General features: G+C 37.7%; 21 protein-coding genes and 1 pseudogene. 13 read left to right on the top strand and 9 right to left on the bottom strand.

All coding sequences use genetic code 11. The features are described from left to right. Positions 1–293 precede the first annotated feature (293 nt). Both D9782_RS09340 and D9782_RS09345 read left to right on the top strand, forming a co-directional pair. Complete coding sequence (locus D9782_RS09340; protein WP_121603973.1) at positions 294–509, top strand: hypothetical protein; 216 nt, start codon at positions 294–296, stop codon at positions 507–509. A gap of 230 nt (positions 510–739) precedes the next feature. Continuing rightward, on the top strand, positions 740–2,038 hold the full coding sequence (locus tag D9782_RS09345; protein ID WP_121604592.1) for a Zn-dependent hydrolase: 1,299 nt from the start codon (positions 740–742) through the stop codon (positions 2,036–2,038). Positions 2,039–2,168: 130 nt separating this feature from the next. Here the strand turns inward: D9782_RS09345 and D9782_RS09350 are convergent, their stop codons facing one another. From D9782_RS09350 to D9782_RS09370, 6 genes and pseudogenes are all read right to left on the bottom strand, one after another. Next, positions 2,169–2,732 carry a helix-turn-helix domain-containing protein gene (locus D9782_RS09350; RefSeq protein WP_162986363.1) on the bottom strand — a complete coding sequence of 188 codons (564 nt, stop codon included), beginning with the start codon at positions 2,730–2,732 and terminating at the stop codon, positions 2,169–2,171. Between the two features lie 98 nt (positions 2,733–2,830). After that, positions 2,831–4,051: an EAL domain-containing protein gene (locus D9782_RS09355; RefSeq protein WP_121604594.1), complete on the bottom strand. Its 1,221-nt coding sequence runs from the start codon at positions 4,049–4,051 to the stop codon at positions 2,831–2,833. 576 nt (positions 4,052–4,627) lie between these two features. Then, the gene (locus tag D9782_RS09360; protein WP_371413993.1) at positions 4,628–5,875 is read right to left on the bottom strand and encodes a collagen-like triple helix repeat-containing protein; all 1,248 of its coding nucleotides are present in this window, start codon (positions 5,873–5,875) and stop codon (positions 4,628–4,630) included. 331 nt (positions 5,876–6,206) lie between these two features. After that, positions 6,207–6,652: pseudogene (locus D9782_RS23545) on the bottom strand (carbon starvation protein A); the annotation flags it as partial. Positions 6,653–6,768: 116 nt separating this feature from the next. Next, entirely contained in the window at positions 6,769–7,101 is a 333-nt protein-coding gene (locus tag D9782_RS09365) for a hypothetical protein (protein WP_121604595.1), read from the bottom strand. Between the two features lie 289 nt (positions 7,102–7,390). After that, positions 7,391–7,999, bottom strand: a complete 609-nt coding sequence (locus D9782_RS09370; protein ID WP_121604596.1) for a hypothetical protein — start codon at positions 7,997–7,999, stop codon at positions 7,391–7,393. A 241-nt stretch (positions 8,000–8,240) separates the two neighbouring features. Between D9782_RS09370 and D9782_RS09375 the strand changes: the two genes are divergently transcribed. From D9782_RS09375 to D9782_RS09385, 3 genes are all read left to right on the top strand, one after another. Beyond that, entirely contained in the window at positions 8,241–8,567 is a 327-nt protein-coding gene (locus tag D9782_RS09375) for a MazG nucleotide pyrophosphohydrolase domain-containing protein (RefSeq protein ID WP_121604597.1), read from the top strand. A gap of 346 nt (positions 8,568–8,913) precedes the next feature. Further along, positions 8,914–10,956, top strand: a complete 2,043-nt coding sequence (locus tag D9782_RS09380; protein WP_240455833.1) for a catalase — start codon at positions 8,914–8,916, stop codon at positions 10,954–10,956. A 394-nt stretch (positions 10,957–11,350) separates the two neighbouring features. Continuing rightward, positions 11,351–12,097: an SDR family NAD(P)-dependent oxidoreductase gene (locus D9782_RS09385; protein WP_026681851.1), complete on the top strand. Its 747-nt coding sequence runs from the start codon at positions 11,351–11,353 to the stop codon at positions 12,095–12,097. Between the two features lie 64 nt (positions 12,098–12,161). Here the strand turns inward: D9782_RS09385 and D9782_RS09390 are convergent, their stop codons facing one another. Beyond that, positions 12,162–12,752: a TetR/AcrR family transcriptional regulator gene (locus tag D9782_RS09390; protein ID WP_121604598.1), complete on the bottom strand. Its 591-nt coding sequence runs from the start codon at positions 12,750–12,752 to the stop codon at positions 12,162–12,164. Positions 12,753–12,952: 200 nt separating this feature from the next. Between D9782_RS09390 and D9782_RS09395 the strand changes: the two genes are divergently transcribed. Beyond that, on the top strand, positions 12,953–14,650 hold the full coding sequence (locus D9782_RS09395; RefSeq protein ID WP_121604599.1) for a methyl-accepting chemotaxis protein: 1,698 nt from the start codon (positions 12,953–12,955) through the stop codon (positions 14,648–14,650). 55 nt (positions 14,651–14,705) lie between these two features. Here D9782_RS09395 and D9782_RS09400 read toward each other — a convergent pair whose 3' ends face one another. Then, on the bottom strand, positions 14,706–15,203 hold the full coding sequence (locus D9782_RS09400) for a hypothetical protein (RefSeq protein WP_121604600.1): 498 nt from the start codon (positions 15,201–15,203) through the stop codon (positions 14,706–14,708). A gap of 8 nt (positions 15,204–15,211) precedes the next feature. Further along, a complete protein-coding gene (locus D9782_RS09405; RefSeq protein ID WP_121604601.1) occupies positions 15,212–16,216 on the bottom strand; it encodes a DUF3231 family protein in 1,005 nt (334 codons plus the stop codon). 278 nt (positions 16,217–16,494) lie between these two features. Between D9782_RS09405 and D9782_RS09410 the strand changes: the two genes are divergently transcribed. The 7 genes from D9782_RS09410 to D9782_RS09435 all read left to right on the top strand — a co-directional run bounded on the left by D9782_RS09410 (position 16,495) and on the right by D9782_RS09435 (position 24,425). Then, entirely contained in the window at positions 16,495–17,931 is a 1,437-nt protein-coding gene (locus D9782_RS09410) for a spore germination protein (RefSeq protein ID WP_121605861.1), read from the top strand. After that, a complete protein-coding gene (locus D9782_RS09415; RefSeq protein WP_121604602.1) occupies positions 17,928–19,031 on the top strand; it encodes a GerAB/ArcD/ProY family transporter in 1,104 nt (367 codons plus the stop codon). The genes D9782_RS09410 and D9782_RS09415 overlap by 4 nt, the downstream gene beginning before the upstream one ends. Then, a complete protein-coding gene (locus tag D9782_RS09420; protein WP_121604603.1) occupies positions 19,024–20,214 on the top strand; it encodes a Ger(x)C family spore germination protein in 1,191 nt (396 codons plus the stop codon). Before D9782_RS09415 ends, D9782_RS09420 begins: the two co-directional genes overlap by 8 nt. A 3-nt stretch (positions 20,215–20,217) precedes the next feature. Then, positions 20,218–20,385 carry a hypothetical protein gene (locus D9782_RS22850; protein ID WP_162986287.1) on the top strand — a complete coding sequence of 56 codons (168 nt, stop codon included), beginning with the start codon at positions 20,218–20,220 and terminating at the stop codon, positions 20,383–20,385. Between the two features lie 66 nt (positions 20,386–20,451). Further along, the gene (locus tag D9782_RS09425) at positions 20,452–21,951 is read left to right on the top strand and encodes an amidase (RefSeq protein ID WP_026681859.1); all 1,500 of its coding nucleotides are present in this window, start codon (positions 20,452–20,454) and stop codon (positions 21,949–21,951) included. A gap of 406 nt (positions 21,952–22,357) precedes the next feature. Continuing rightward, positions 22,358–22,555 (top strand): hypothetical protein, encoded by a 198-nt coding sequence (locus tag D9782_RS09430; RefSeq protein WP_121604604.1) that lies wholly within the window; start codon positions 22,358–22,360, stop codon positions 22,553–22,555. A gap of 346 nt (positions 22,556–22,901) precedes the next feature. After that, complete coding sequence (locus D9782_RS09435; RefSeq protein ID WP_026681860.1) at positions 22,902–24,425, top strand: AbgT family transporter; 1,524 nt, start codon at positions 22,902–22,904, stop codon at positions 24,423–24,425. Positions 24,426–25,166 lie beyond the last annotated feature (741 nt).

Here is a 25,166-nt window from a genome sequence, read left to right on the forward strand (position 1 = left end):
CCTTTTTTATAAGTTAAGAAAGTATAAAATCAGTGCAATGACTGCGTTAAGCCAAGTAGTTATTTTGAAATGTTTGATGTATATTGGCAATGCTCCGACGAATTACTTCGCTTTCCGCGGGCACGGCCTCAACTAACTTTGCAAAGAAGAACACGTTGCAAAGTGGATTTTCGGCTCGCGCAATTCCCGCAGGAGTCTACGTAATTAGTCTCCGCTATGAGAAGGTGCACCAATTCTTGTCATAAGTAATAGGTTGACTTTTTTTACACTGGGTAAAGTGAAAATCGCTATCCGTGAGTATAAAAGCAGCTGTGTTACTTCATGCTAGCGTTGTAGAGCCTGATAATAGCGAAGGCCGGCCACTTCAACTCCTGTGGGAAATGTTTGACCTGAAGATCCACTTTTTTGAGCGGGTTTTGCTAAAAAAGTTAGCTGAAGGACAAACCCCACGGAAAGGGAAGTGGGCAGCTGGAGTGGTGGTCAAGCAAGCAGTAGCTATTATTCCATAATAGCTACTAGAGGAAGCGTAAATCTGAGCATGTAGTGATAAGGAATGAGCGAATTTTGCTCCGTTTTTCTTATCTCTGTAGCAGTATATATATCACGTATATAACTGGCAGTAAGCCCTCATTGATTGAAGTTTCACTTTATGGCATCTTGACTTTAAAAACAAGTTGGAATTATTCTATTATTAATTCAATTTGTTGTTTAGTAAAAATCGAGTAGGAGGGAACAGCTAATGAATCAAAAGAAAACGAATTTGCTCCGTGAGCGTTTATTGCATGGATACAATCAGGAATTAGATTATGGAGGGGTATCTGGTGAGCGAATTGCTGATCGTTTAAACGAAATAGCTACTATTGGTCGAACTGAAGATGGTGGGGCCAATCGTCCAGGGTATTCAAAAGAGGAAGTGGCTGCTCAAAATAAAGTTGCCATGTGGATGAAGAACGCAGGACTAGAGGTGAAAGAAGATGGTGCTGGGAATTTAATTGGAAGACTAGAGGGTAAAGAAGCTACACGTCCCGCTATTATGAGTGGTTCCCATGTGGACAGTGTACCAAATGGTGGCCATTTCGATGGAGTGCTTGGTGTGATTGCCGCATTAGAGGTAGTAGAGGCATGGAATACGATAGGATATCAACCAACGAAACCCTTTGAAGTAGTGGTGTTTGCTGATGAGGAGGGGGCGCGGTTTAATGGTGGGCTGAATGGAAGTGAAGCAATGATTGGAAACTTTAATATGGAAGAGAAAAAACAGTTAGTGGATAAGGAAGGATATAGCTTTGAAGAAGTTCTAAAACAGGTTCAATTAAGTGTGGAAGGCTATCAGAATGCGAAACGGGATATGAACGAGATTGAATTATTTGTAGAGGTACATATTGAGCAGGGGAAACAGTTGGAAAAAGAAGGGCTGCCATGTGGTGTTGTGACAGGAATTGCTGGGCCTTGCTGGTTGGAGCTCACATTTTTAGGAGAAGCAGGTCATGCAGGAAATACACCGATGAAAGATCGAAAGGATGCTCTTGTAGCCGCAAGTGAATTTATCTATCAAGTGAATAAGCTACCCAAAGAAATGAATGATACTGCTGTTGCTACCATTGGGAAACAACTCGTAGAACCAAATGGTGTAAATGTTATTCCGGGCAAAGTAACTTTATATGTTGATATTCGAGATATTTATCAGAATACTAGAGATGTATTAGTGGATAATGTTTTAAATCTAGCAGAAGCGATTGCCGATAAGCATCATCTTATGTTTAACTATGTAGAAAAAACGAGGGTGAAGCCAGTACCGATTATGAGTGATAAGCAGGAATTATTAGCAGAAACCATCGAGGAAATGGATATGAAACCTTATAAGTTACCAAGTGGAGCTGGACATGATGCCATGATTATTGGCGAAAAAGTTCCAGTAGCCATGCTATTTGTCCAAAGCAAGAATGGAATTAGCCATAATCCTTTAGAATGGTCTGATTTAAGTGATTGCGTGCAAACCATACATGTGTTGAAAAATTTTGTAGAAAAGATACAGTAAGCATATTTAGTGGATAACCGACAAGGGGGGAGGTAACCTTTTAATTCTGTTTCTGTATCTTCTCTGTCAAAGCGTTCCATATGATAATAATAGGTAGCTTCAGGAATACCCACAACAAGAAGAATACCTTTTAATCGGAATCCTTCTTCTTTGAGTTCGAATGCCACCTTTGCCTGTGCTTTTCGTAGAAGGCATTCGGATTCTCCCGAAAAGCTTTTAGCTTTTTTAAGTAGGCATTCTCTAGCCTTAGTAGTTCGTTCTCACGTTCTAACGCTTCTTCACGTGTTCTCTTTTTTGCTTCCTGCTTCTTCTGATTAATGGGTTTTTTAGGCATAGAAGGATGCCCCTTTCGTTTTAATTCCAGGCCTTCCTTACCTTGTCTGCGAAATTTTTTCATCCAGAGTTTAACAATGGACGAATTGCTCAACTTAAATGGAACAGCAGTTTCTGTATAAAAAGCACCTGTCTCTAACATAAATTGTATCGTATCTAATTTAAATTGAACAGCATACTCCTTCTTTTTATTTCTTCGTTTTAGTCCCGCCATACCGTGACGCTCATAGTTTTTCACCCATTCATATAGTGGTGTAGAGCTACTCATATGATATTTTTTGGCTAAGGAACGATATGAAAGATTTCCATCTATATACTCGGTGACAACCTTCCCTTTAAATTCTTCACTATATTTAGCCACAAAAACACCCCCTGAAATTAGTTTTTCACTCTAACTTCAGGGGGTCGATACCTTATCGTTCGTTTTTTATTGTATCTTCATTCTTTTGTCTCAGCGTCTCATAATAAACCATCTTGTTCGAATAGAAAATTGTATGGGATATCGATAAAAATAAATTGTTGTTCTGAGATAGGATGGGAGTATGTCCTAATTCGCTCGTCTCTCTCTATATCTGTATATAAATCAGAAAGTATTCCTTTTTTCTCCATATTCATACGTACAATATTTTCAAAGAAGTACGGGCGCCAGCTCCAGTTTTTTTGTCGTCCTTCGTTACGCAATTCCCATTCACCATCCAGATTCTTTTCCGCGTTGGAGGATAATTGAAAGCCTGCTTCATTACAAATATATACTCGAAATGTAAATGCATCACAATCCTTAGCAACGGTCAGGATTGTTTCGTCATAAGGGGCATCTGGATTTATTTTTTTCAAAGTTGTTCCTAATTGTTGATTAATTCTATTTGTCAAATCTAACTGCGCTTTCATTTTCTTATGCTCAAACGTTATAAAATGGTGGAAATCTTTCTTAACTTTATCCTTACAGTTGTCTGCTGATATAAATTCAGGGTGTATCTTTTCCAAATAGCTTCCTTGATAATAACGACCACCATTTCGCCATGCATAATTTAATTGTTGGAACGTTGTAATGCCTTTAAAGAGTAAGGTTGCGCCAATTTTACGAGAAAGCATAGATAATAAATGGTGTACATCTTGATACAATTGAGGTAGGTCATCATCTTGTAGAAATGCTACATCTACTTTTATTATATTGGGTTTAATGATAGCTAATTTATCTAGGTTACCATTACGTTGACCAACGTCATCAATTGCGATTTGTAAACCATATGTTTGTATATATGCAAATAAATGCTTTAGTTCATAGATATGATCTGTGACAAATGACTCAGAAAATTGTAGTATTAAATTTTTTAGCATCAGTCCCTTTTCAGCATAAGTATTTAATAATGCCATCATGCTATCGCCATCATCCTTGAGCAATAAATTAGCATCATAATGAATAAATAAAAATTGGGACTGATCCGTACATATATACTTATCTAATACCTTATGAAGCACCGCATTACTTAGCTCTAATCGGAATTCGCTCGGTATCGATTCATCTTTTACAAACCAACAGAGGTTATGTAATTCTTTGTCTTCTCCTTGAAAATAAGGTATAACTTCATAGCCAATAATTAATTGATTTTCTGCACTTATAATCGGATCGAAGTATGGAACGATCTGATCAAGCTTCATCATGATATCTAATGGGTCCATACGTATCAACTCCATAATTGTCCTTTATACCCCATAGTATAGCATGTATGAATACGATTTTCTCCTAACATAGCCTATTATAATAACCAAGTTTTGCTAAATGAAGAAAGTAGAGCTTCTGTATTTTCTGTAAAAATAGAATAACTATCTTAGATTTATTAGTACGATAACTTTTCATTTTCATGCATTACAATATTCTTATAGATATCTAAAAGAGGTTGGAACGAAAGAATATTTAGATATGTAAAACCCAAACTTTATCTGAAATATTTTAGATGAAGTTCGGGTTATTGTTATGGTTATAGGTAGTTCATTCATTGCTAAGTCAAAATGCTTCGCTTTTCGCGGGGACGTATTAGCTTCCTCAGAAAGTAAAGAACGCTTTCCTGTGGGATGTTCAGGCTCACGCTTTTCCCGTAGGATAAGGAAGGCTTCGGTAGCGATACATTGCACGCAGAAAAAGCGTTTTTCTTTTTCAAGGAGTCTACGAAATTTGACTGCGCTTCGTATGAACATTTATTTTATCGTTCAGCTTTGAGTTAACTATTTTAGTTTCGCTTATATATTCTAAATAACTTAAGATAATCTGTGAACTGACCAAATCGTTCCAGTTGCATCTGTACCGCCTAGATCGACATTAATAGTTAATCCATCTGCGACATATTGAATAGCAATGACATCCCCAGCATCTAATTCTACATCTCCTTCTAATGTTACTTGGCCGCTTCCTAGTATGGCCCTTAATGTTAGCAATAGAACAATGTCTACGTTTAGAACGGGAAATAACCCTGTAATTAAGTCTGTAGTAACTGGTGATATTCGTTGGACTACTAAAGCTGGATTTATTCCTGCTCCTAATGAAACAGTAATAGCTGCTGTAGTTGAGTAACTGATAACAGCTTTTATAGAATATCGTCCTGTTGCAGGAATGGTATATGTTCCAGCTACTTCGTCAAATCCTACTGCATCATAAAAAGGACTCACTACAGACCAATTGTCCAGTTGGGTATCGGCAGCTACAGTTGTAGGGACCCTGTTAGCGGAAAAGCCGATATCTGTTACAATATCTCCGGTTGCGCCAGTAACGCCAGTAGCGCCGGTAGGTCCGGTAGCGCCAGTAACGCCAGTAGCACCGGTAGGTCCGGTAGCGCCAGTAACGCCAGTAGCGCCGGTAGGTCCGGTAGCGCCAGTAACGCCAGTAGCGCCAGTAACGCCAGTAGCGCCAGTAGCGCCGGTAGCGCCAGTAACGCCAGTAGCACCGGTAGGTCCGGTAGCGCCAGTAACGCCAGTAGCGCCAGTAACGCCAGTAGCGCCAGTAGCGCCGGTAGCGCCAGTAACGCCAGTAGCGCCGGTAGGTCCGGTAGCGCCAGTAGCACCGGTAGTTCCAGTAGCCCCCGTAACGCCAGTAGCGCCAGTAACGCCAGTAACGCCAGTAGCCCCAGTAGCACCGGTAGCGCCAGTAGCACCGGTAGTTCCAGTAGCCCCCGTAACGCCAGTAGCGCCAGTAGGTCCGGTAGCGCCAGCAACGCCAGTAGGTCCGGTAGCCCCAGTAGCGCCAGTAGGTCCAGTCGGCCCAGTAGCTCCAGTAGGACCATTTTCACAACATGAAGGTAAATTAATTTCATTTATGATGTTTAAGTTACCACATCGACAGTGGTTATAGTGTTTATTACAATTAGTACAGTAGCTATGATTTATATCTTCATCGTAGCTATCAATATACTCCACATGTAATTCTTTGTTTTTGCAATATGAACAGTTATTTTTATTAGCAGGACAATTACATCTTTTATGGTAAAATTGTGGAAATTTACTGCTCGACATCTTGTTCCCTCCTCTAACAAAAGCTGGACTTCTATATTCTATTAAAAGAAAAAAATGACGGTGTAATTCAAAACCCTACTATCCGGTAAAATAATGTAAAAGTTTACATCTTATACAGGTAGGAAATACGTATGTGAGAGAGGAATTTTAGTGGAATTCAAGAAAATTAGTATATTTGTCAGGAGCTTATTATGGCAGTATAATTTCTGAATATTAAGCTTAACACTAATTTATAACAGAGATTATTAGAAAAGGGTCTTTTATAGAATGTAATATTCATTTCCAAAAAAGAAGCTTACACAGATGACCGTGTAAGCTTCTTACTAATTGTTTACATATCTACGTCCAATTTGTTTGCTTTATTTTCCTTTGCTTTTTTAAGAACAAAAAAGTAAGCATCACTGTAAATTGCACCTATTATAAATGATAGACGAAGCTCTAAACGGAAACCAATTTCCGCATTTAAGATATAAACAAAAACCATATAACTCATAAAAAATGGTTGGAATCATCGATTAAATATACATAGTTGCAATTCAAAGTGCGATTTCGGCTGTTGCTTAGTTTGCCCAAGAGAAGTATCTCCAAAGAAGATTAAAGTCAATTTTCGTTAAGGAATAAGAAGTGATAAACAACGGAACGGCTATGGCTAATCGGTTAAACACTTTTTTGTTTAAGGTAGTCAGCAATAACAGAACGAGCGGCACGAAACGCTGTATCTCCTGAGGTTATTGGCAGTACAATGGCTCCAAGAACTGCTATTGTACTAGAATATGCGCTCCTCTATTTCGAATAGATATCACCCTGTTAAATAGTCGTGTGCTGCGCCCGCAAATATGGTTATTATTATTTATTTATTTCTCAAACTAAATTCGATATGATAATATCGTTAATTATTGGATAATTTCATTATAAAGAAGTCCTTCATCAAGTTTCACTAGCTTTAACCTATTGGTTTTTTTAATATAAATTGATTTATATTTTATTTCACCATTCTTTTTAAAAAGGATAACGCGTTTATAAAGATTATCTTTTGTTATATCCCACTCCATTTCTTTCATGTCGACCACATCGCTAATAATGGGATATTCAACTAAATCTTGTAATGGATGATCTGATTGGTGAGAGAGAGGTGCTTGTTCGGTCTTCTTACTCACTAATGATTGATAGCTTCCATTACATGAAGTAAGTAATAGTAAACTAATTACCAGAACACTAATTTTCATTTTTTATCCAACTCCTTTATTAACAAAATAAGGAATTAATCTGAGATTTTGCTAAGTGTTAAATGAGAATTTGCTTAGAATATTCGCGTTCTCGAAAATATCTCTGTATTTTTTCACTAGATTCACTGCAATTAAAGGCAATACAAAGAAGTTGGGAGTGAACTAAAGAAGTTCATAACAGATCCATGTACAAATAGACACGGAACTATTGTTAGGAGTTATCAAACCACTTGTCCTTTTTGCTTTGCTTAAAATTTTTCTGTATTCGTTAGTTGTTTTTATTAATCGTTTATTTAGATATGCTATTAGGGAGCTGCGTTTTTGGACAACTACTTATTTTGCTAGTAACTAAGTAAATAAGAATGGATAATATCATTAAACAAAAGGTAATATTTTGTGATATACCAATAATGTTATTCCAACTACTCATACCATTTATATATAATTGAAAAAGCAAGCCTGCAAGTAAGATTAATAATACAAATGGTGTTTTTCTTAGGAAGAACCCAATAACACCACCAATAATCCCTCCTAGCGCAGAAGCTCCATACCACTCTACATATGTAGTAATAGGCGTTGAGATTGCATTATCATCATAAAAATAGCCAATTACAAAATAAAATGTAATTGCAACAATTGTATAAATGACTGCAAATAAAGCTGCTTCCTTCAAGCTTTTTGAAAATGTATAGCCTACAAACATTGCTAATATAAACCACATTGGCAAGGAGTTAATCATAATGGATAAATAGGAAATAACAAATTTAGTAAATGATATGTCACCAAGCAAAAATAAGTTATCAGATATAACAGAGGCAGTTCCTACAATCAAGCCTACAATGATAGTGAAAATAGTGAAATGTTTCCAGCCTCTTTTTTGAACTTGTTTGTCTACCAACAATAACTCCCCCTTTTATCATTTTATGCTTCCTTTATTCTATTATAGAAGGATTATGTGAATTATTACAATTGTTCCTATAAATTTCCTTGATCAGTACACTTTATCCCACTTCGGTATAGGAATCATCGTCTATCTATGGGTTTTAATGGCTGACTTATATTTTTTCATAACTCTAAACTTGTCTTGCACATTAGCATGTATGGTATGTTAGTATTTTAGTGAAAAGGGAGGATGGGTAATGAATATAGAACAATGGCAGAAATGGGTAAAGGATTATTATAATCATCGAGGATGGTCTAATTTAAATGTATTTATTCGAATCGGTTTTCTAGCGGAGGAAACTGGGGAAGTAGCGAGAGCGATAAGGTCACTAGAAATCGGTCGTGATCGTCCCGATGAAGCAAATAATACTTTCGAGGAAAATAAGCAAGAATTAATAGAAGAACTTGGGGATGTACTGGGCAATGTTACAGTGATTGCAAACAAATATAATATTTCGTTAGAAGAAGTATTTCAAGTACATAAGGAGAAATTGTCTAATCGCTATCTAGACGATGAAGAATAGTATATTTGTCATTACATAAAAAGTAGCTGCAGCGTTGTGGCTACTTTTTGTATTTATTCATCATACAACAAGACATGATGCAGGACGCATTTCAGTATTATTGTACATGGATTTTTTATAAGAAAGGGTAGCAGCGATAAATTTGAAAAATTTAATATGAAAGGCTAAATGAAGGGAACAGGCTATTTTCACTTGTTGGTATCACATACTGTAAAGCATCATATATTCACTCATAGTCAACTATTGATTGTCCATCTCCTCTTTTTTGAATAATTCTATTTTTAGAGAATAGAATCTATTGTAGAATCATGTGCTTTTTCAAGCATCGAAAGAGGAGGTTTACATCGTGGGAAAAGAAAGTGAACGGAAACATGAGAATAAAAAGCAAGAGCAGTTGAATGAATTTGTAAGGGATAACTATGGAAAGATTATGACTACAGAAGAAAGTGTTAAAGTTTCCAATGATGAGGATACGTTAAAAGCAGGGATTAGGGGACCGCAGCTTTTAGAAGATTTTATGATGCGTGAAAAGATGACTCACTTTGATCGCGAGCGTATACCAGAGCGTGTTGTTCATGCTCGCGGTTATGCAGCCCATGGTTATTTTCAGGTATATGAGTCTCAAGAAAAGCTAACAACGGCAAAGTTCTTGCAGGACCCATCTGTAAAGACACCTGTTTTTCTTCGTTTTTCTCAAGTAGCGGGTTCAAGAGGTGTGAATGAAACCAATCGTGATGTACGAGGGTTTGCTACAAAGTTCTACACAGAAGAGGGGAATTTTGATTTAGTAGGAAATAATATTCCTGTCTTTTTTATTCAAGATGGTATTAAGTTTCCAGATCTCATACATGCTGTAAAACCAGAGCCTCATAATGAAATACCACAAGGACAAACGGCACACGATACATTTTGGGATTTCATTGCAAATAATCAAGAATCAGCACATATGATGATGTGGATTATGTCTGATCGTACGATACCTAGAAGCTTTCGAATGATGGAAGGGTTTGGTGTACATACCTTTCGCTTCGTAAATAAAGAGGGAACATCACGGTTTGTAAAGTTTCATTGGAAACCGAAGCTAGGGGTTCATTCTTTAATTTGGGATGAAGCACAAAAGCTTGGAGGGGCTGATGCTGATTATCATAGACGAGATTTATGGGAGAACATTGAAGCAGGCAATTACCCAGAATGGGAACTAGGGATTCAAGTACTTGAAGAAGAGGATGAATTTAATTTTGATTTCGATATTTTAGATTCAACGAAAATTTGGCCAGAAGAAGATGTTCCTGTTCAAATCATTGGAAAGATGACGCTAAATAAAAATGTTGATAATGTATTTGCAGAAACGGAGCAACTAGCACTTCATCCAGGTAATATTGTTCGAGGTATTGATTTTACGAATGATCCATTGCTGCAAGGGCGTTTGTTTTCTTATACAGATACGCAGTTTTACAGAGTAGGAACCAATTTTAAAGAACTGCCAATAAATCGACCCATTTGTCCTGTTCATAATAACCAGAGAGATGGTGCTGCTAGAATTACTATCGATAAAGGGCAGGTTGCTTATCATAATAATTCCCTTGCGAATAATACACCTTATACTGTACCAGGTAGTAAAGGCGGTTATGTAACCTATCCTTCCGCAGTCGAAGGCATAAAAATTAGGGCAACAGCAAGGAGCTTTATGGATCATTTCTCACAGGCTCGTCTGTTCTGGAATAGTATGACAAAGGTTGAACGAGAGCACATCATTGATGCATTTAGTTTTGAATTAGGGAAAGTCAATAGTATATCTGTAAGACAACAGGTAGTAAATATGTTAGGACGTATCAGTAGTAAATTGGCAGCTAGTGTGGCTCGAAATGTTGGTGCAGAGATTCCAGATGTTGAAGCGTCGACGGTAACCAAGAAATCACCAGCTGTGAGCATGGCAAATACAATATTTCGTCCTGATACGTTGCGTGTAGGTGTAATTATTGGCCAAGGATTTAACGAGAGCGTAACGAGGGCAATATTGAATCAATGGAAAGCAGTAGGACTTCAGCCAGTAATGATTGCTAAAGATTTAGGAACGGTCACAGGGGAGAACGGGGAAAAGTGGAAGGTGGATAATAGCTTTTTGACGGGTTCTCCTCTTTTATATGATGGATTGTATGTTGTAGGTGGAGATCATATGGGAAATGATTTTATTTGGAAAACAAAATCCTATGTTGTAGAATCTTATAATCACTATAAACCCATTGGTGCTTCTGAGGAAGCTTCTACCATTATTGAATCTTTAGGCATAGATGGTCAGCCTGGTGTGCTAATAGAGCAGACATCAGAATTGTTTGCAGATGAATTTATTAAAGCAATGACGAAACAGCGCTTTTGGGCAAGAGGTTAGATAAAAGTCCTATTGAAAAGGATACTATAAAGTTGTGCGTGACTAAGCACCATTAATATTTGTATGATCATATGAACAAAGCTCTCCTTCAATAGAGGAAGGGTTGGACTATAATACGCCTACGGAAGAAGGACGTTCGTACACGAAAAACAAATAGTTGTAGCGTAAAAAAGAGCTTGTAGATAACCAAGAGGTTCCTCCTATAAGCTCTTTTAGTTATAAAAAAATGAATACTAGTCATCCTTTCTATACGGAACTAATGAAGCGTTCTTCCTATAGGATAAAAACGACATCTTTTAATAATTTACACCAAGTAAATTATTTGTCAATTAAACAACTTAAATGATATACTTCATCTGTAAAACAAATTCTTTTCTAAGAAGGGATGAGGAACATGGGTCGATTAGATAATAAGGTAGCGTTAATTACCGGAGCTGCCAATGGCATGGGGGCAATGGAAGCAAAGCTATTTGCTGAAGAAGGAGCAAAAATTATTGCAACTGATATTCAAACAGATCTATTAAATAAAGTAATAGATGATATAAAGGATAATGGTGGAGATGCAATAGCCTTTCAACATAATGTTACGTCAGAGGAAGAGTGGAAGCAGGTCATTGCTGAAGCGCTGAAAGCATATGGAAAAATTGATATTTTGGTAAATAACGCTGGTGTATCTAGCCCAGAGACCATTGCAACAATGGAAATGAATGAATGGAATAAAGTAATGGATATTAATTTGAATGGCTGTGTTATAGGGATGAAGTATGTCATTCCAGAAATGCAAAAACAAGGTGGAGGATCTGTCATTAATATTTCTTCTATCGGGGGAATTGTTGGAATGGCTGGGACAAGCCCATATACTGCAGCGAAAGGTGCACTTCGATCCTTATCTAAGTCAGCAGCAGTAGATTATGCAAAAGATCATATTCGCGTTAACTCATTGCATCCAGGAATTATTGAAACACCGATGACAGCACCTTCTATGAAAGATGCGATGCAATACTATCAAACATTTACACAGCTTCCTTATTTAGGCAAGCCAGAAGATGTGGCATATGGCGCGTTATTCCTTGCATCTGATGAATCTCGCTTCATGACGGGAGCTGAGTTAGTTATCGATGGTGGTTGGACCGCTTTATAGAAGTGTAGTCAATGCTTTCTAACATAAATAAAAATAACCCAGTTAGCACATTGCTGGGTTATTTTTATTTATAAGGACCTTTAACAGATAAGTGAAGTAAGATTTGTGCCATTTTTTCTTTCGAATAAGGATAGTTGTTATTTATCCACCAAACGATGACTTCAAAATAGGCAGCTGTTGTATATACAATAATAACTTCTCTTGGTGCTGCTATTGTTTCATCGTTAGGAGAGACCATCGAAAGCCCTGCTTCAATAAAATGATAGAGTTCTTTTTTGAAGCCTGTAGCGAAGGGAGATCCTGTATTTTTAGCAAGTAGTGATTCATAAAAAGCTTGATTATCGAGGATATGCTCAAACAGGCGGATAAAGATCGTATAATTATCTAGATTCATATCTTTTAGCTCTGTCTGCGATTCGTTAACCTCTAACTTCTCATGAAAGTCCTCAAGTATTAAATTAGAAACATAGTGAACAAATTGATCAAGATCATCGAATCGGAGATAGAATGTTTGTCTTGTTACTCCAGCTTTTTCACAAAGATCTTTAATGGTTATTTCATGTAACTGTTTTTCTTTCATTAAAAGAATAAGGGATTTTTTTAAAAACGCGATGGTTCTTCTTATTCTGGGATCGCCAGTTTTTTTCTTCTTCAAATTCACCCAACCTCAAATCCTAAACTGCAAAAATTCCTATAATTAGTATACTTGTTCAAGCAACATAGATCAAAGAAACAACTTGTTTAATAAACTGAATTATACAAAAATTAAAAAGGATATACATTTACCTAAAAATAATTCCGATAAAACACATATAGAGGTTGTGAAGTATCTTATTTGAAAAGGGGTTTGGGTAGATGGAAAAAATAATGAATTTTAAGCATATAAAAAATAAGCTATATGTAAGCTTTTCAATTGTTATTATTTCAAGCTGTCTCTTAGGTATATATAACTTTATTTTCGTAGGCAAAACAAATCATCAAGTGGAAGAGATGATTGAGCAAGATCTACCGTATGTTAGCGTTGCTGAAGAAATAAACGCAAATTTGGCACAGCAAACGGGGCTAGCTAGAGGATATTTACTATATAATGCAGCTGATTATAAACAGCGATATGAAGCAATAAAGGAAGAAAACAAAACGTTAGAAGAACAGCTTGCCAAAAATGGTAACAATGAAGAGATTAAAGAACTAATACATATGAAAAACCAATGGGAAGAATCGGTAGAGTCAGTATTTTCTATTTATGACGCTGGAAATAGAGAACAAGCAATGACGAAGATGACAAGCGAGGTAGAACCATTAGAAAGTGAATTTCGGTCAAGGCTAGAAGAGTCTCTTACAGTAACGAAGGAAGAAATTACGGATGACGGGCAATCGATTATAGACGATGGGAAATCTACTCATATCGTTATAATTGTAGTTACCGTGTTAGTAGCCATCATAAGTATAGCTATAGAACTATTTATTGTTCGTATTATTTCGAGGCCAATCTTTAACCTAACAAAACGAATGAAATTAATCGCAAAAGGTGAGCTTCATCATGAGCCTTTACAAACATCATTAAAGGACGAATTAGGGCAGTTAATAAATGCTACCAATGAAATGAATCAAAATACGAATCAACTTCTGGGAAGAATTGGTTCCGTTTCTGAGACGGTAGGTAATCATAGCGAGTCATTGTCACAAACAGCGAATGACGTAAAAGCTGGATCAGAGCAAGTAGCAACTACGATGCAAGAGTTGTCAGCTGGATCGGAAACACAAGCAAACAACGCGAGTGACCTTGCCTTGAACATGGATAACTTTACAACAAAGGTCCGGGAAACAAATGATAAAGGAGCACTTATACAACAAGCATCAAATGAGATTTTAACAATGACTGAAGAAGGAGATTCAATGATGAAATCTTCTTCTGCCCAAATGGTCAAAATCGATGAAATTGTTAAAGATGCTGTTCATAAAGTGAAGGATCTAGACGTACAATCACAGGAAATATCTAGTCTAGTAAATGTAATAAGAGACATTGCGGATCAGACAAATTTATTAGCATTAAATGCTGCCATCGAAGCTGCACGAGCTGGAGAACATGGTAAAGGATTTGCTGTAGTGGCAGATGAGGTAAGGAAGCTTGCTGAGCAGGTAGGGGAATCTGTAACAGATATTACCAAAATCGTTTCCAATATCCAACAGAATTCAACGCTAGTAACAGAATCTTTACAAGGAAGTTATACAGAGGTAGAAGAAGGGACATCACAGATTAAATCAACTCAAGAAACATTCAATGGAATTTCTATGTTTGTTACGGAGATGGTTCATACAATAAATAGCATGGCTGACAATTTAGCAGAAATGACTTCAAATAGTAATAAAATGAATGAATCTATTCAAGAGATTGCTTCTATTACGGAAGAGTCGTCTGCAGGTATTGAACAGACATCTGCAGCAGCTCAGCAGTCTAGTAGTTCAATGGAGGAAGTAGTGGATAGTTCACAGCAATTAGCAAAGCTTGCTGAAGACTTAAATGAACTTGTAAAAAAATTTAAACTACGATAATAGAATATATTTAATCGTCTAAAGCTCTCGAGTTATTTCTTATCACGAGAGCTTTTTAGGCATTTGCATCCGTTTTATTTTTAAGTACTTTTAGGAGTATCCATTGAATAATTCCTCCAATACCTAAGCCAATTGGTAAAAATAAGATTGGCAACCACATAGGACCGATTAAGTTCCCAAATAATGTAAGATTAGATGAAAATATTAAACCTACTGTTACAAAATATGCCGAGAACACAAGAGGAAGATATGCAAACGGCCTTTTTCCACCACCAGCATCTCGATAGGCATCCCAAATACTAAAAAAATATAGACAAGGATAGAACATCAGCCATAGATAATTCGTTGCCTCGATTGCTTCTTCGATTCTAAAGTGAAAGCTTAAAATAATAATCTGGTTAAAGTTCCCCATGATATTAATGATAAATTCTAGTCCGACTAACAATAAACCTTTTACGTACTTTTGGTTTAATAACTGGCCAAAACCTGGTAATGCAATACTCCACAGCAGCACTTCTAATTTTCTACTCTTCTTTGATAATTTCTGCTCCATACAAAGCCCTATTTCGCTAATTCTTTACGATTAGCTGCCATTGGTGGTTGCTCTAACCAACCATTTTCAATCAGGATTTTCGTTCCATCATCTGCATATTTGGCAACTTCAGCGATTAAACGGGTATATTGTACGCTCAGGTCATGACGTGGACTAGTAGAAAGTGCAACTCCATATTGTCCTATACTAGATGCGATGAGGGTGGAAACAAAGGTCATCATTAATCGATCAGAAAATGGTGGCTTTGTTGAATCCATTACTTCGGAAGTCAATAGAAGTGCTCCATCAGATAAAAATTCTTCATGTAGAATAGATGTAAATACTTCTAAATGCTTCCCTGAAATATCCCTACCTCTTTCAAAGAACTTTCTAACTTCTTTTGATTGTGCTACTTGGCTAAAACCAGTAATTACTGCATGTCCTAATGCGTTTCGCTTAGCATGAAAGACTAAATTAGTTATTTCCATACCAAGTAATGGCCTGCGGTCACCGAACCATCCGGAAATAAAGTTTTTCTTTTGGATAAATTCTATATTCGATTGTATTGGAATACGTGGAGTACGAATGTATATACCTTTTTCCTTTTCTAATTCTTTTGTTCGTTTATGGAGATCTTTAGCTAATTCAAGATTCGTCGAATAATAGTCAATAACATCATCGCGATCTGCAACGGATAGAGCCATACTATAAGAGCTCAGCATTAGAATGGTCATGTTATGTGTATATTCTAAATAAAGGTGATCAGAGAAGAGACGTGGTGCGTGAATATCAACATCCTCATCCATGAACCCATGTGGGATTGGTATACCCTCTAAATGAAATATTTCTTCAATATGAGCAATATGCTTTTCTACTAAAGTATGTGCCTCTTCGAGTATCTGTTGAATATCTGTACCCTCTACATGATTTAGAAAATATTGAAGTCCACACCTTGTTACGGTATCGCTTTGGTATGTAGTCCAAAGTGAAGATATATCAGCAGCAGAGAGAGCAATAGATTGATGATTTCCCAAAATTAAAACCCCTTCCTATCTATACATATTGAATAACTATCTTTTGTAGTTTCTGTGGAAAATGAATTATTATACAGTATTTAGGAAAAAAACAATGGGTATAAATTTGTAGGAAGTAGGGCAAAAAAAGAGGAGAAATACTCTATATTGAAGGTGATGCTGTGGCTGCTCGCTCCATATTTAAAAGGAAAAGTAAAAAAGGGATAACCGCTAATGATGAGAATTTTTCCCGGTATTTAGATGCGAAGATTGACGATAACTTGAAAAGTATAAAAGAGATGCTTGATTCTCCAAATGATTTAGTTATGAGGAGATTCCATTTAGGAGAACATAAGTGCGCGATTGTTTACATAGATGGCCTTAGTGATAAGGCTACGATAGAAGAAAATGTTCTAAAAAATTTAGAGATTATCGAAAGAAATAAAGAGCTGACAAACACAGATAAGCCAAATTTGCTTGCGATTATTCATGAAGAGCTAATCAGTTTAACAAGTATTCAAAATGTGAATACCATGGATGAACTAATGCTTTCGCTACTCTCAGGTGGTTCTGTGTTTGTCCTCGATGGCGTTGATCGTGTTTTATTATTGGATACAAAGATGTGGGAAAATCGCTCGATAGAAGAACCAGTGTCAGAATCATTAATACGAGGTCCCAGAGAGGGATTTGTTGAAAATTTACGGACAAATATGGTACTTCTTCGTCGACAAATTCGGGATCCGAATTTGCATTTTAAGACACACGAAATTGGGAGGAGATCGAAAAAGAAGCTTGTAGTGGCTTATATATCAGGGATTATTCATCCAGATATCTTAAAGGAAGTGAATCGTCGGTTAGAAGCGATTGATACAGATGATGCACTGGAATCTGGCTATATTGAACAATGGATTGAGGATAGTTTTTTATCGCCTTTTCCACAGGTAGATAATACGGAAAGACCAGATAAAGCGGCTGCTGGGTTAACACAGGGGAAATTTGTCATCCTTTTAGATGGTACGCCATTTGTATTAATTGCACCTACAACGATAGGCAATACATTTCAATCTCCGGAAGATTATTATGAGCGCTGGCTGATCGGGACATTATTGAGATGTCTGCGTTATTTAGCAGCTTTTATTACGATGTTTCTTCCGGCATTATATATTGCACTAGTATCCTTCCATCAAGGAATGATACCATCAGAGCTTGCCTTTTCCATAGCAGCTACAAGACAAGGTGTACCGTTTCCAGCTTTTATTGAAGCTGTATTGATGGGATTTACTATGGAGTTATTACGGGAAGCAGGAGCACGATTACCGAAGACAATTGGACAAACAATCGGAATTGTAGGTGGTTTGGTAATTGGTGAAGCAGCAGTTTCGGCAGGAGTGGTCAGCCCGATTATGGTAATTGTAGTTGCGTTAACGGCAGTAGCTTCGTTTACACTCCCATTGTATAGTGTAGCGATATCCTTTCGGTTAATCCGGTTTGCGTTTATGATAGCAGCTGCCTTTTTAGGATTATACGGTATTGTACTTGCGTATATTATGATTAATATTCATATTGTAAATCTGAAGAGTTTTGGTGTTCCATATTCAGCACCATTTGCGCCAACCTTCTTTAGAGATTGGGATGATCTAATCCTGCGTGTGCCGATACCTATGCTAACGAAGCGTCCGGAATATTTACAGCCTACCGATTCGAAGGCTGGAGATAAGGAGGGGAAAAAGGTTTGAAGTGGTTCGAATATGGCGATGAAACGATTAGTGATAAAGAATTATTGATAGCCGTTCCTTCTACTATTATTGGTGTTGCCATCCTTTCACTACCTAGAGAAATAGCAAAAAATACAGTTTCAGCGGATGGCTGGCTAACTATTCTTATAGTTGGCGTTTTATTTATTGGTTTTGCTTGGCTAATTGCTAAGCTTGCTTCAACGTATCCACATCAATCCTTTTTTAGCTATGCATCATCACTCGTAACACGACCGATTGCTACCGTGCTTACCATTCTACTTGCGCTGCATGGGTTTGTATTAACGGCATTTATGATACGAATTATTTCTGATATTGCGAAGGAATACTTATTTGATCAGACTCCGGTAGAAGTTATTGCGTTAACTTTTTTGTTGGTTGTTGTTTATGCAATAGCCGGATCTAGAGCAGGGCTCTTTCGGTTAAACATGATGTTTTTCCCGATTATTATCTTTATTACTATGCTTGTTGGCGGATTCGCAGTCGCTTGGTTTAGTGTGGACAATTATCTGCCTGTGTTTAAAACGGATCTATCTGGACATTTGCAGGCAATGCAAACAACTTCATTTTCTTTCACCGGTTTGTCCATATTATTTTTTTATATTTCCATCGTTCGCAAGCCCAAAAAAGCTCCGAAGATGGCGGCGATCGGCATGTCCATCGTACCTGTTCTCTACATCTTTATCTACCTACTATGTTTAGGTATGTTTGGCAATTTAACAACCGCAAACTTAAACTATCCTATTATTGAATTGGCTAAAGAAATCGAGGTTCCTGGTGGTTTTTTTGAACGTTTTGACTCGATTTTCTTTGTGATGTGGATTATGTCAATTTTTAATACAACTGCTATGTCCTTTGATGTAACCGTATTTGCCTTAGAATCTATTTCGAAATTAAAAAAGATTCAACTAGTATATATTCTGACTCCATTAATATATCTTATTGGCATGTTCCCTCAAGATCTAATAACGGTAGTTCAGCTTGGTGAATTTGTTAGTTATTACGGTATTTTAATCACCTTATTTGTTACCGTTCTGTTAGTTATCATGTCGCTTATTAAAAGGAGAAGATCAAATGCCTAAAAAAAAGCTGGTATTTCTCCTCTGTTATTGTTTGTTGACATTAGTATTAACGGGCTGCTGGGATCGGGTAGAGATTGAAGATCGAGGCTTCGCAGTTGGATCGGCTATCGATTTAGTCGAAAAGAAAGCAGATGGTTCCTATGAGTTAATGCTGACAAGTCAATTCGTTGTTCCTTCAGGCTTAGGTGCTCCGATGCAAGGAAGGGGAGGGGAACAAAAGGCGTATCTAAATATATCTGCTACAGGAGAAAGTCTTTTTCAAGCCAATCGTGAAATGGCTACATTAACTAGTCAAGTACCGTTTTATCAGCATTTAAAGGTTTTAATTGTATCTGAGGATGTAGTGAAGGAACCCCATCTGTTTGGCAGTATTATGGACTTATTTATCCGCGACCATGAAATGCGGAGAGGAATCCGTATCGTAATTGCTGAGGGGGAAGCAAGAAAGATACTAGATATTAAGCCTGACAATGAGAAAATACCTGCACTGTATTTGGATTCCTTGATGGAAAATAATTATAAGAATGCTGGATCATTAAAACCCGTTCATATTGGAGAATTACAAGAGCTACTATTAAGCGAACGGGGCTATAGCATCCCAGAGGTACATTTTGTTGCCGATAAATTTATCCAATATAAAGGAGCAGCAGTTTTTAATGGTGTGACAAACGAGATGGTTGATTCCTTAATGGGTGAGGAAGCTAAAGGTCTAGCGTTTTTAACAGAAACGAGTACAGATGGGTCCATTAAAGTAAACGTAAATGGCGAAATGGTTACAGTGGAATTAAAGAGTGTAGATCGAGGTATCCATGTGACCCCAAAAGATAAAACTGACATTGATGCAAAAATTGATATTCATGTAAATGGAAATGTAGCGGAACGGTTTGGTAAGGCAAGCGTACGTATGGATTCGTATATAAAGAAAGTGGAAAAGGCTGTAGAAGATAAAATAAAAAAAATGACTACTCAAACAAAAGATAAATTACAAAAAGAGCTAAAAGTTGATGTGATCGGTGTTGGTGATAATTTATATCAGAAACACTATTCATTTTGGAATACAGTGAAGGATGATTGGGATAAAGGAGAAAATTATTATTCTCAAAGCAAGATTAATATCAATGTGACAGTAAAGGTACAAATGGTTGGTTCATCAGATAAAGTGAAGACGACGGGAGACGATTAGCAAATGTGGCATAATCTTGTAAACAATTTACCGAGCTTCAAAACGTATATATACATGGCTTTCGCATTTCTAGTCCCGTTCGCAATTGCAAAAATGAATATGAAATTTCATAAATTAGGCGATCCGCCATGGAAGAAAAAAGACGATGCAAGCAATTATGAAAAAGAATAGATTAGATTTGGTAACTTGAACATTCAGTGATACACTAATGGCATCATGGAGAAAAGAGGTATAGCAGTGAATGTTCAAGAATACATAAAAATGGATGCTACCGCTTTAGCTGAATTAATTAGGAAAAAGGAAGTAACTCCCAAAGAATTACTAGAGGTAAGCTTTCAACAACTTGATCGTGTAAATCCTGACTTAAATGCGGTTGTTCAACATAGAAGAGAGAAGGCGCTTTCTGAAGTACAAAAAGAAATATCCTTCCAACGGCCATTTGCTGGAGTTCCAGTACTATTAAAGAATATATCACAGCGATTAGCTGGAGAAAAAATCACCTCAGGCTCCAGATTATTACAAACGTCTATTGCTAATGAGGATGCGCATTTTGTTACAGCTTTTCGAGATGCAGGTTTCCAGTTCATGGGCCATACGAATACACCCGAATTTGGGTTGAAAAATATAACAGAACCAGAGGTTGATGGGCCAACAAAGAATCCATGGGATCAAAACTACTCTCCTGGTGGATCAAGTGGTGGATCGGCAGCGGCTATCGCTTCAGGTATTGTCCCGCTTGCTGGTGCAAGCGATGGTGGTGGATCCATTCGCATCCCTGCATCATTTACGGGATTATTTGGTTTAAAACCAACGAGGGGACGAACTCCGGTAGGTCCTGGGGTTGGTCGGCAATGGCATGGTGCAGCGATAGATTTTGTACTAACTCGTTCGGTTAGAGATAGTGCGAGTATGCTGGATATATTACAAACGATCCAACCAGAAGCTGCATTTCAAGCGCAACTATTTTCAGAAGAATATAAGCTATTTATACAGCAACATTTACCGAAACAGTTGCGGATTGCTTTTACGACGAAATCGCCAGTTGGTACCCCTGTTTCACACGATGCAAAGATTGCCGTTATGGATACTGTAAATTGGTTGGAGGAACAAGGGTTTCATGTAGAGGAAGCAGAGCCCAAGGTTGATGGGAAGCAATTAATGCAAAACTATTATCTAATGAACAGTGGCGAAATAGCAACTATGATAAACAGTGTCGAGCAATCAATTGGTCGCCCGATTGATACGGATGATGTAGAGGTGGAGACATGGTTACTGAATTTTGCTGGTCAATCCGTTTCAGCAGCTGCCTTTTCTGCTAGCCTTGCATCATGGGATACTGCCGCTGAACAGATGGCTACCTTTCATCAAAGGTACGATTTTTTTATTACACCTGCATCTGCGTATACGGCACCGAAGGTAGGAGAACTCACTTGGAGCAGTGCTGAGAAGGATCGGCTAATTGAACAGATGCAATTAGCTAGAATCGAAGAGCAGCAGGACATTATTTATGATATGTTTTTACCTAGTTTAACCTATACTCCATTTACACAACTGGCTAATTTAACTGGACAGCCGGCAATGTCGATACCTGTTTATGTATCAGATAATGGTTTACCACTTGGCGTTCAAGTGATGGCTGGAAAAGGAGAGGAGCACCGCTTGTTGCAACTTGCCTATCATATGGAAAAATCCGATTTATGGATCGGACAGAAGGGAAATCCTTATTTTAAACGGTAGCTAGAGTAATGATGTGAATAGAAAAAGGGGAGAAATAGCCTCGGTGTATAGATAGGTATGTCTCAGAAGTCATCCTGTCTTAAAAGATAACCAAACTACACCGGTATTTCTTCCTTTTTTCATAAGTTAAGAAAGTATAAAATCAGTGCAATGACTGCGTTAAGCCAAGTAGTTATTTTGAAATGTTTGATGGATATTGGCAATGCTCCGACGAATTACTTCGCTTTCCGCGGGCGCGGCCTCAACTAACTTTGCAAAGAAGAACACGTTGCAAAGTGGATTTTCGGCTCGCGCTAATCCCGCAGGAGTCTACGTAATTAGTCTCCGCTATGAGAAGGTGCAACAATTCTTGTCATAAGTAATAGGTTGACTTTTTTTCCAATGGGTAAAGTGAAAATCGTTATCCGTGATTATAAAAGCAGCTGTGTTACTTCATGCTAGCGTTGTAGAGCCTGATAATAACGAAGGCCAGCCACTTCAACTCCTGTGGGAAATGTTTGACCTGAAGATCCACTTTTTTGAGCGGGTTTTGCTAAAAAAGTTAGCTGAAGGGCAAACCCCACGGAAAGGGAAGTGGACAGCCGGAGTGGTGGTCAAGCAGTAGCTATTATTCCATAATAGCTACTAGAGGGAGCGTAAATCTGAGCATTTAGTGATAAGGACTGAGCGAATTTTGCTCCGTTTTTTTTTAATCTGTCTTAAGTCTATTTATGGAGCATATATGTATCAATTGGTGAAGGTGATCATAGCGATATTAGCCTTCATGTAGTAGTATTGGCACAAATATCTTTTTTAATTGGAATAATATTGGGAAAAATATTATTATTTTTACTTATTTTGTTTCTATTTCCATTTATGGATATGCCTTATATAATGGATTACATGCGCTTACATTTTAGGTTTATTTTCAGAATATTACCCATTTGACAACAAGAGAAAGGAGAAATGATATGGGGAAGAAGAAAGGTGTATTCCAACGCTCGTTGGATGGCATTGAAGTAGTTGGAAATAAGTTACCACACCCAGTTACATTATTCGCAATATTGGCATTAATTGTATTGCTATTATCAGCAGCTCTTTCTCCTCTAGGAATTAGTGTAGAGCATCCTGGAGAAGAGGGGAAGATGGTAGAAATTAAAAATTTGCTAAATGCGGAAGGGATACAATATATTTTCACTAGCATGACGGATAACTTCATTGGGTTTGCCCCACTTGGAGTAGTATTAGTTACCATGTTAGGTATTGGAATTGCAGAACGCTCTGGTCTCATTAGTGCATTGCTTCGTGGGTTTGTCCTGTCCGTACCGAATCGTTTTATAACATTAGGTTTGGTGTTTGCTGGGATCATGTCAAGCGTAGCATCGGATGCTGGATATGTCGTATTACCACCGCTTGGTGCATTATTATTTGCGGCAATTGGTCGTCATCCATTAGCCGGTCTGGCAGCAGCTTTCGCGGGAGTATCTGGCGGATTTAGTGCAAATTTATTTTTATCGGGAACAGATGCTTTACTCGGAGAGTTAACGATAGCCGGTGCTGCTGTCATTGATCCAGCTTATGCAGAGTCAATGAGTATTGCCATGAACTGGTGGTTTATCATTGTATCCGTTTTTGTGCTTACCATTATTGGTACATGGGTTACGGAACGTGTTGTAGAGCCCCGTTTAGGAGAATACAAAGGGGAGTATCGAGAGAAGATTGAGAAGCTAACCAGTATAGAGAAAAAAGGATTAATTTGGTCTGTTGTATCGATTATTATTGCTGTCATTTTAACCGCCTTACTCATCGTACCTGAAGGAGCTCCTATGCGTGGAACAGGTGATCAGCCAATTATTGATTCACCATTTATGGATTCATTGGTACCAATTATTGCTATTCTCTTCTTTATTCCTGGTCTCGTGTACGGGAAGGTAACAAAAGCAATTAAAAATGATAAAGATGTAGCTGGGCAATTGTCAGATACAATGGCTTCCATGGGTATGTTTATCGTATTAGCTTTTACCGCGGGACAGTTTGTTGCATATTTTAATGAATCTAACATGGGGTTAGTGCTAGGCGTATATGGTGCAGAGTTTTTACAAAATATTAATTTAACAGGAATACCATTGGTGCTCGTATTTATCGTATTGGCAGCCTTTATTAATATCTTTATTGGTAGTGCCTCGGCAAAATGGGCGATGATGGCTCCGATCTTCGTACCGATTATGATGCAACTAGGCTATTCTCCAGAGTTAACACAAATGGCGTATCGGATTGCAGATTCTTCAACGAATATTATTTCTCCACTGATGACTTACTTTGCAATTATTATTGCGTTCGCACAAAAATATGATAAAAAAATGGGAATTGGTACGTTAATTTCAACGATGCTACCGTATTCCATTTTCTTCCTTATCGGATGGACGATTATGCTTGTCGTGTGGATGCTGCTTGGTATCGAGCTTGGACCAGGTGCACCAATATTGTATAACTAAGGTCTTTAAAATCGAGTATAGCCTGTTAAAGGTATATACTCGATTTTTTTATAGTTTAGGAAATTGCAAAATTTGCCCATGTGGATAAATATGCGCTTGTTGAGCTGCGTGCAACTCCAGTCGCTACGCTTCTAATCGGGCGTTTGCGCTCTTTTCTAGGTAAAAAATAGTTTTGTAAATTGGCTCTTTGTCAAATGACGTTGGTCATGAATGTTATCCTGTATAAATTTAGTGCCGACTAACTAAGAAATAGTATTCAATAGGGATGAAAAACGGCGAGCGGTATGCCCTTGTTATCTTGCGCTTCAGGCGGTACGCTTACCGCGGGCACGGTCTCAGTCTCCGCACTCGCAAAGTGCGCTCGCTTACGGGGTCTTCACCTCGTGCTTTTCCCGCTGGTGTCGACCGCCTTCCATTCCAGATAACGAAAACAGTGTCCTTTATGAATAATCTTTTTTACACGTTACTCGCACATCCAAAAGCCTTTATGCTGTTTTTGGGTGTGTTGGCGTTCGAAATTTATCCCGCATATAACTGGCAGTAAGCCCCCCTCAAGCAGTGAAGAGAAACCATTATAGCTAATTGTGGGTTCAACTGCCAGTAAATGTCCGATTGGTTCACCTAACCATCCGTGGGGGATAAACACACTCCTCACGGATGGAAGTTTCACTTTATCCCGCATATAACTGGCAGTAAGCCCCCACCTCAAGCAATGAAGAGAAACCATTATAGCTAATTGTG

The organism is Virgibacillus sp. Bac332, assembly GCF_003667785.1.
Lineage (GTDB): Bacteria > Bacillota > Bacilli > Bacillales > Amphibacillaceae > Virgibacillus > Virgibacillus salarius.

Coding starts and splice junctions, on each gene's coding strand:
- D9782_RS09345 (WP_121604592.1), top strand. CDS start 740: ATGAATCAAAAGAAAACGAATTTGCTCCGTGAGCGTTTATTGCATGGA.
- D9782_RS09355 (WP_121604594.1), bottom strand. CDS start 4,051: ATGGACCCATTAGATATCATGATGAAGCTTGATCAGATCGTTCCATAC.
- D9782_RS09360 (WP_371413993.1), bottom strand. CDS start 5,875: ATGTCGAGCAGTAAATTTCCACAATTTTACCATAAAAGATGTAATTGT.
- D9782_RS09365 (WP_121604595.1), bottom strand. CDS start 7,101: ATGAAAATTAGTGTTCTGGTAATTAGTTTACTATTACTTACTTCATGT.
- D9782_RS09375 (WP_121604597.1), top strand. CDS start 8,241: ATGAATATAGAACAATGGCAGAAATGGGTAAAGGATTATTATAATCAT.
- D9782_RS09385 (WP_026681851.1), top strand. CDS start 11,351: ATGGGTCGATTAGATAATAAGGTAGCGTTAATTACCGGAGCTGCCAAT.
- D9782_RS09395 (WP_121604599.1), top strand. CDS start 12,953: ATGGAAAAAATAATGAATTTTAAGCATATAAAAAATAAGCTATATGTA.
- D9782_RS09400 (WP_121604600.1), bottom strand. CDS start 15,203: ATGGAGCAGAAATTATCAAAGAAGAGTAGAAAATTAGAAGTGCTGCTG.
- D9782_RS09410 (WP_121605861.1), top strand. CDS start 16,495: ATGCTTGATTCTCCAAATGATTTAGTTATGAGGAGATTCCATTTAGGA.
- D9782_RS09420 (WP_121604603.1), top strand. CDS start 19,024: ATGCCTAAAAAAAAGCTGGTATTTCTCCTCTGTTATTGTTTGTTGACA.
- D9782_RS22850 (WP_162986287.1), top strand. CDS start 20,218: ATGTGGCATAATCTTGTAAACAATTTACCGAGCTTCAAAACGTATATA.
- D9782_RS09435 (WP_026681860.1), top strand. CDS start 22,902: ATGGGGAAGAAGAAAGGTGTATTCCAACGCTCGTTGGATGGCATTGAA.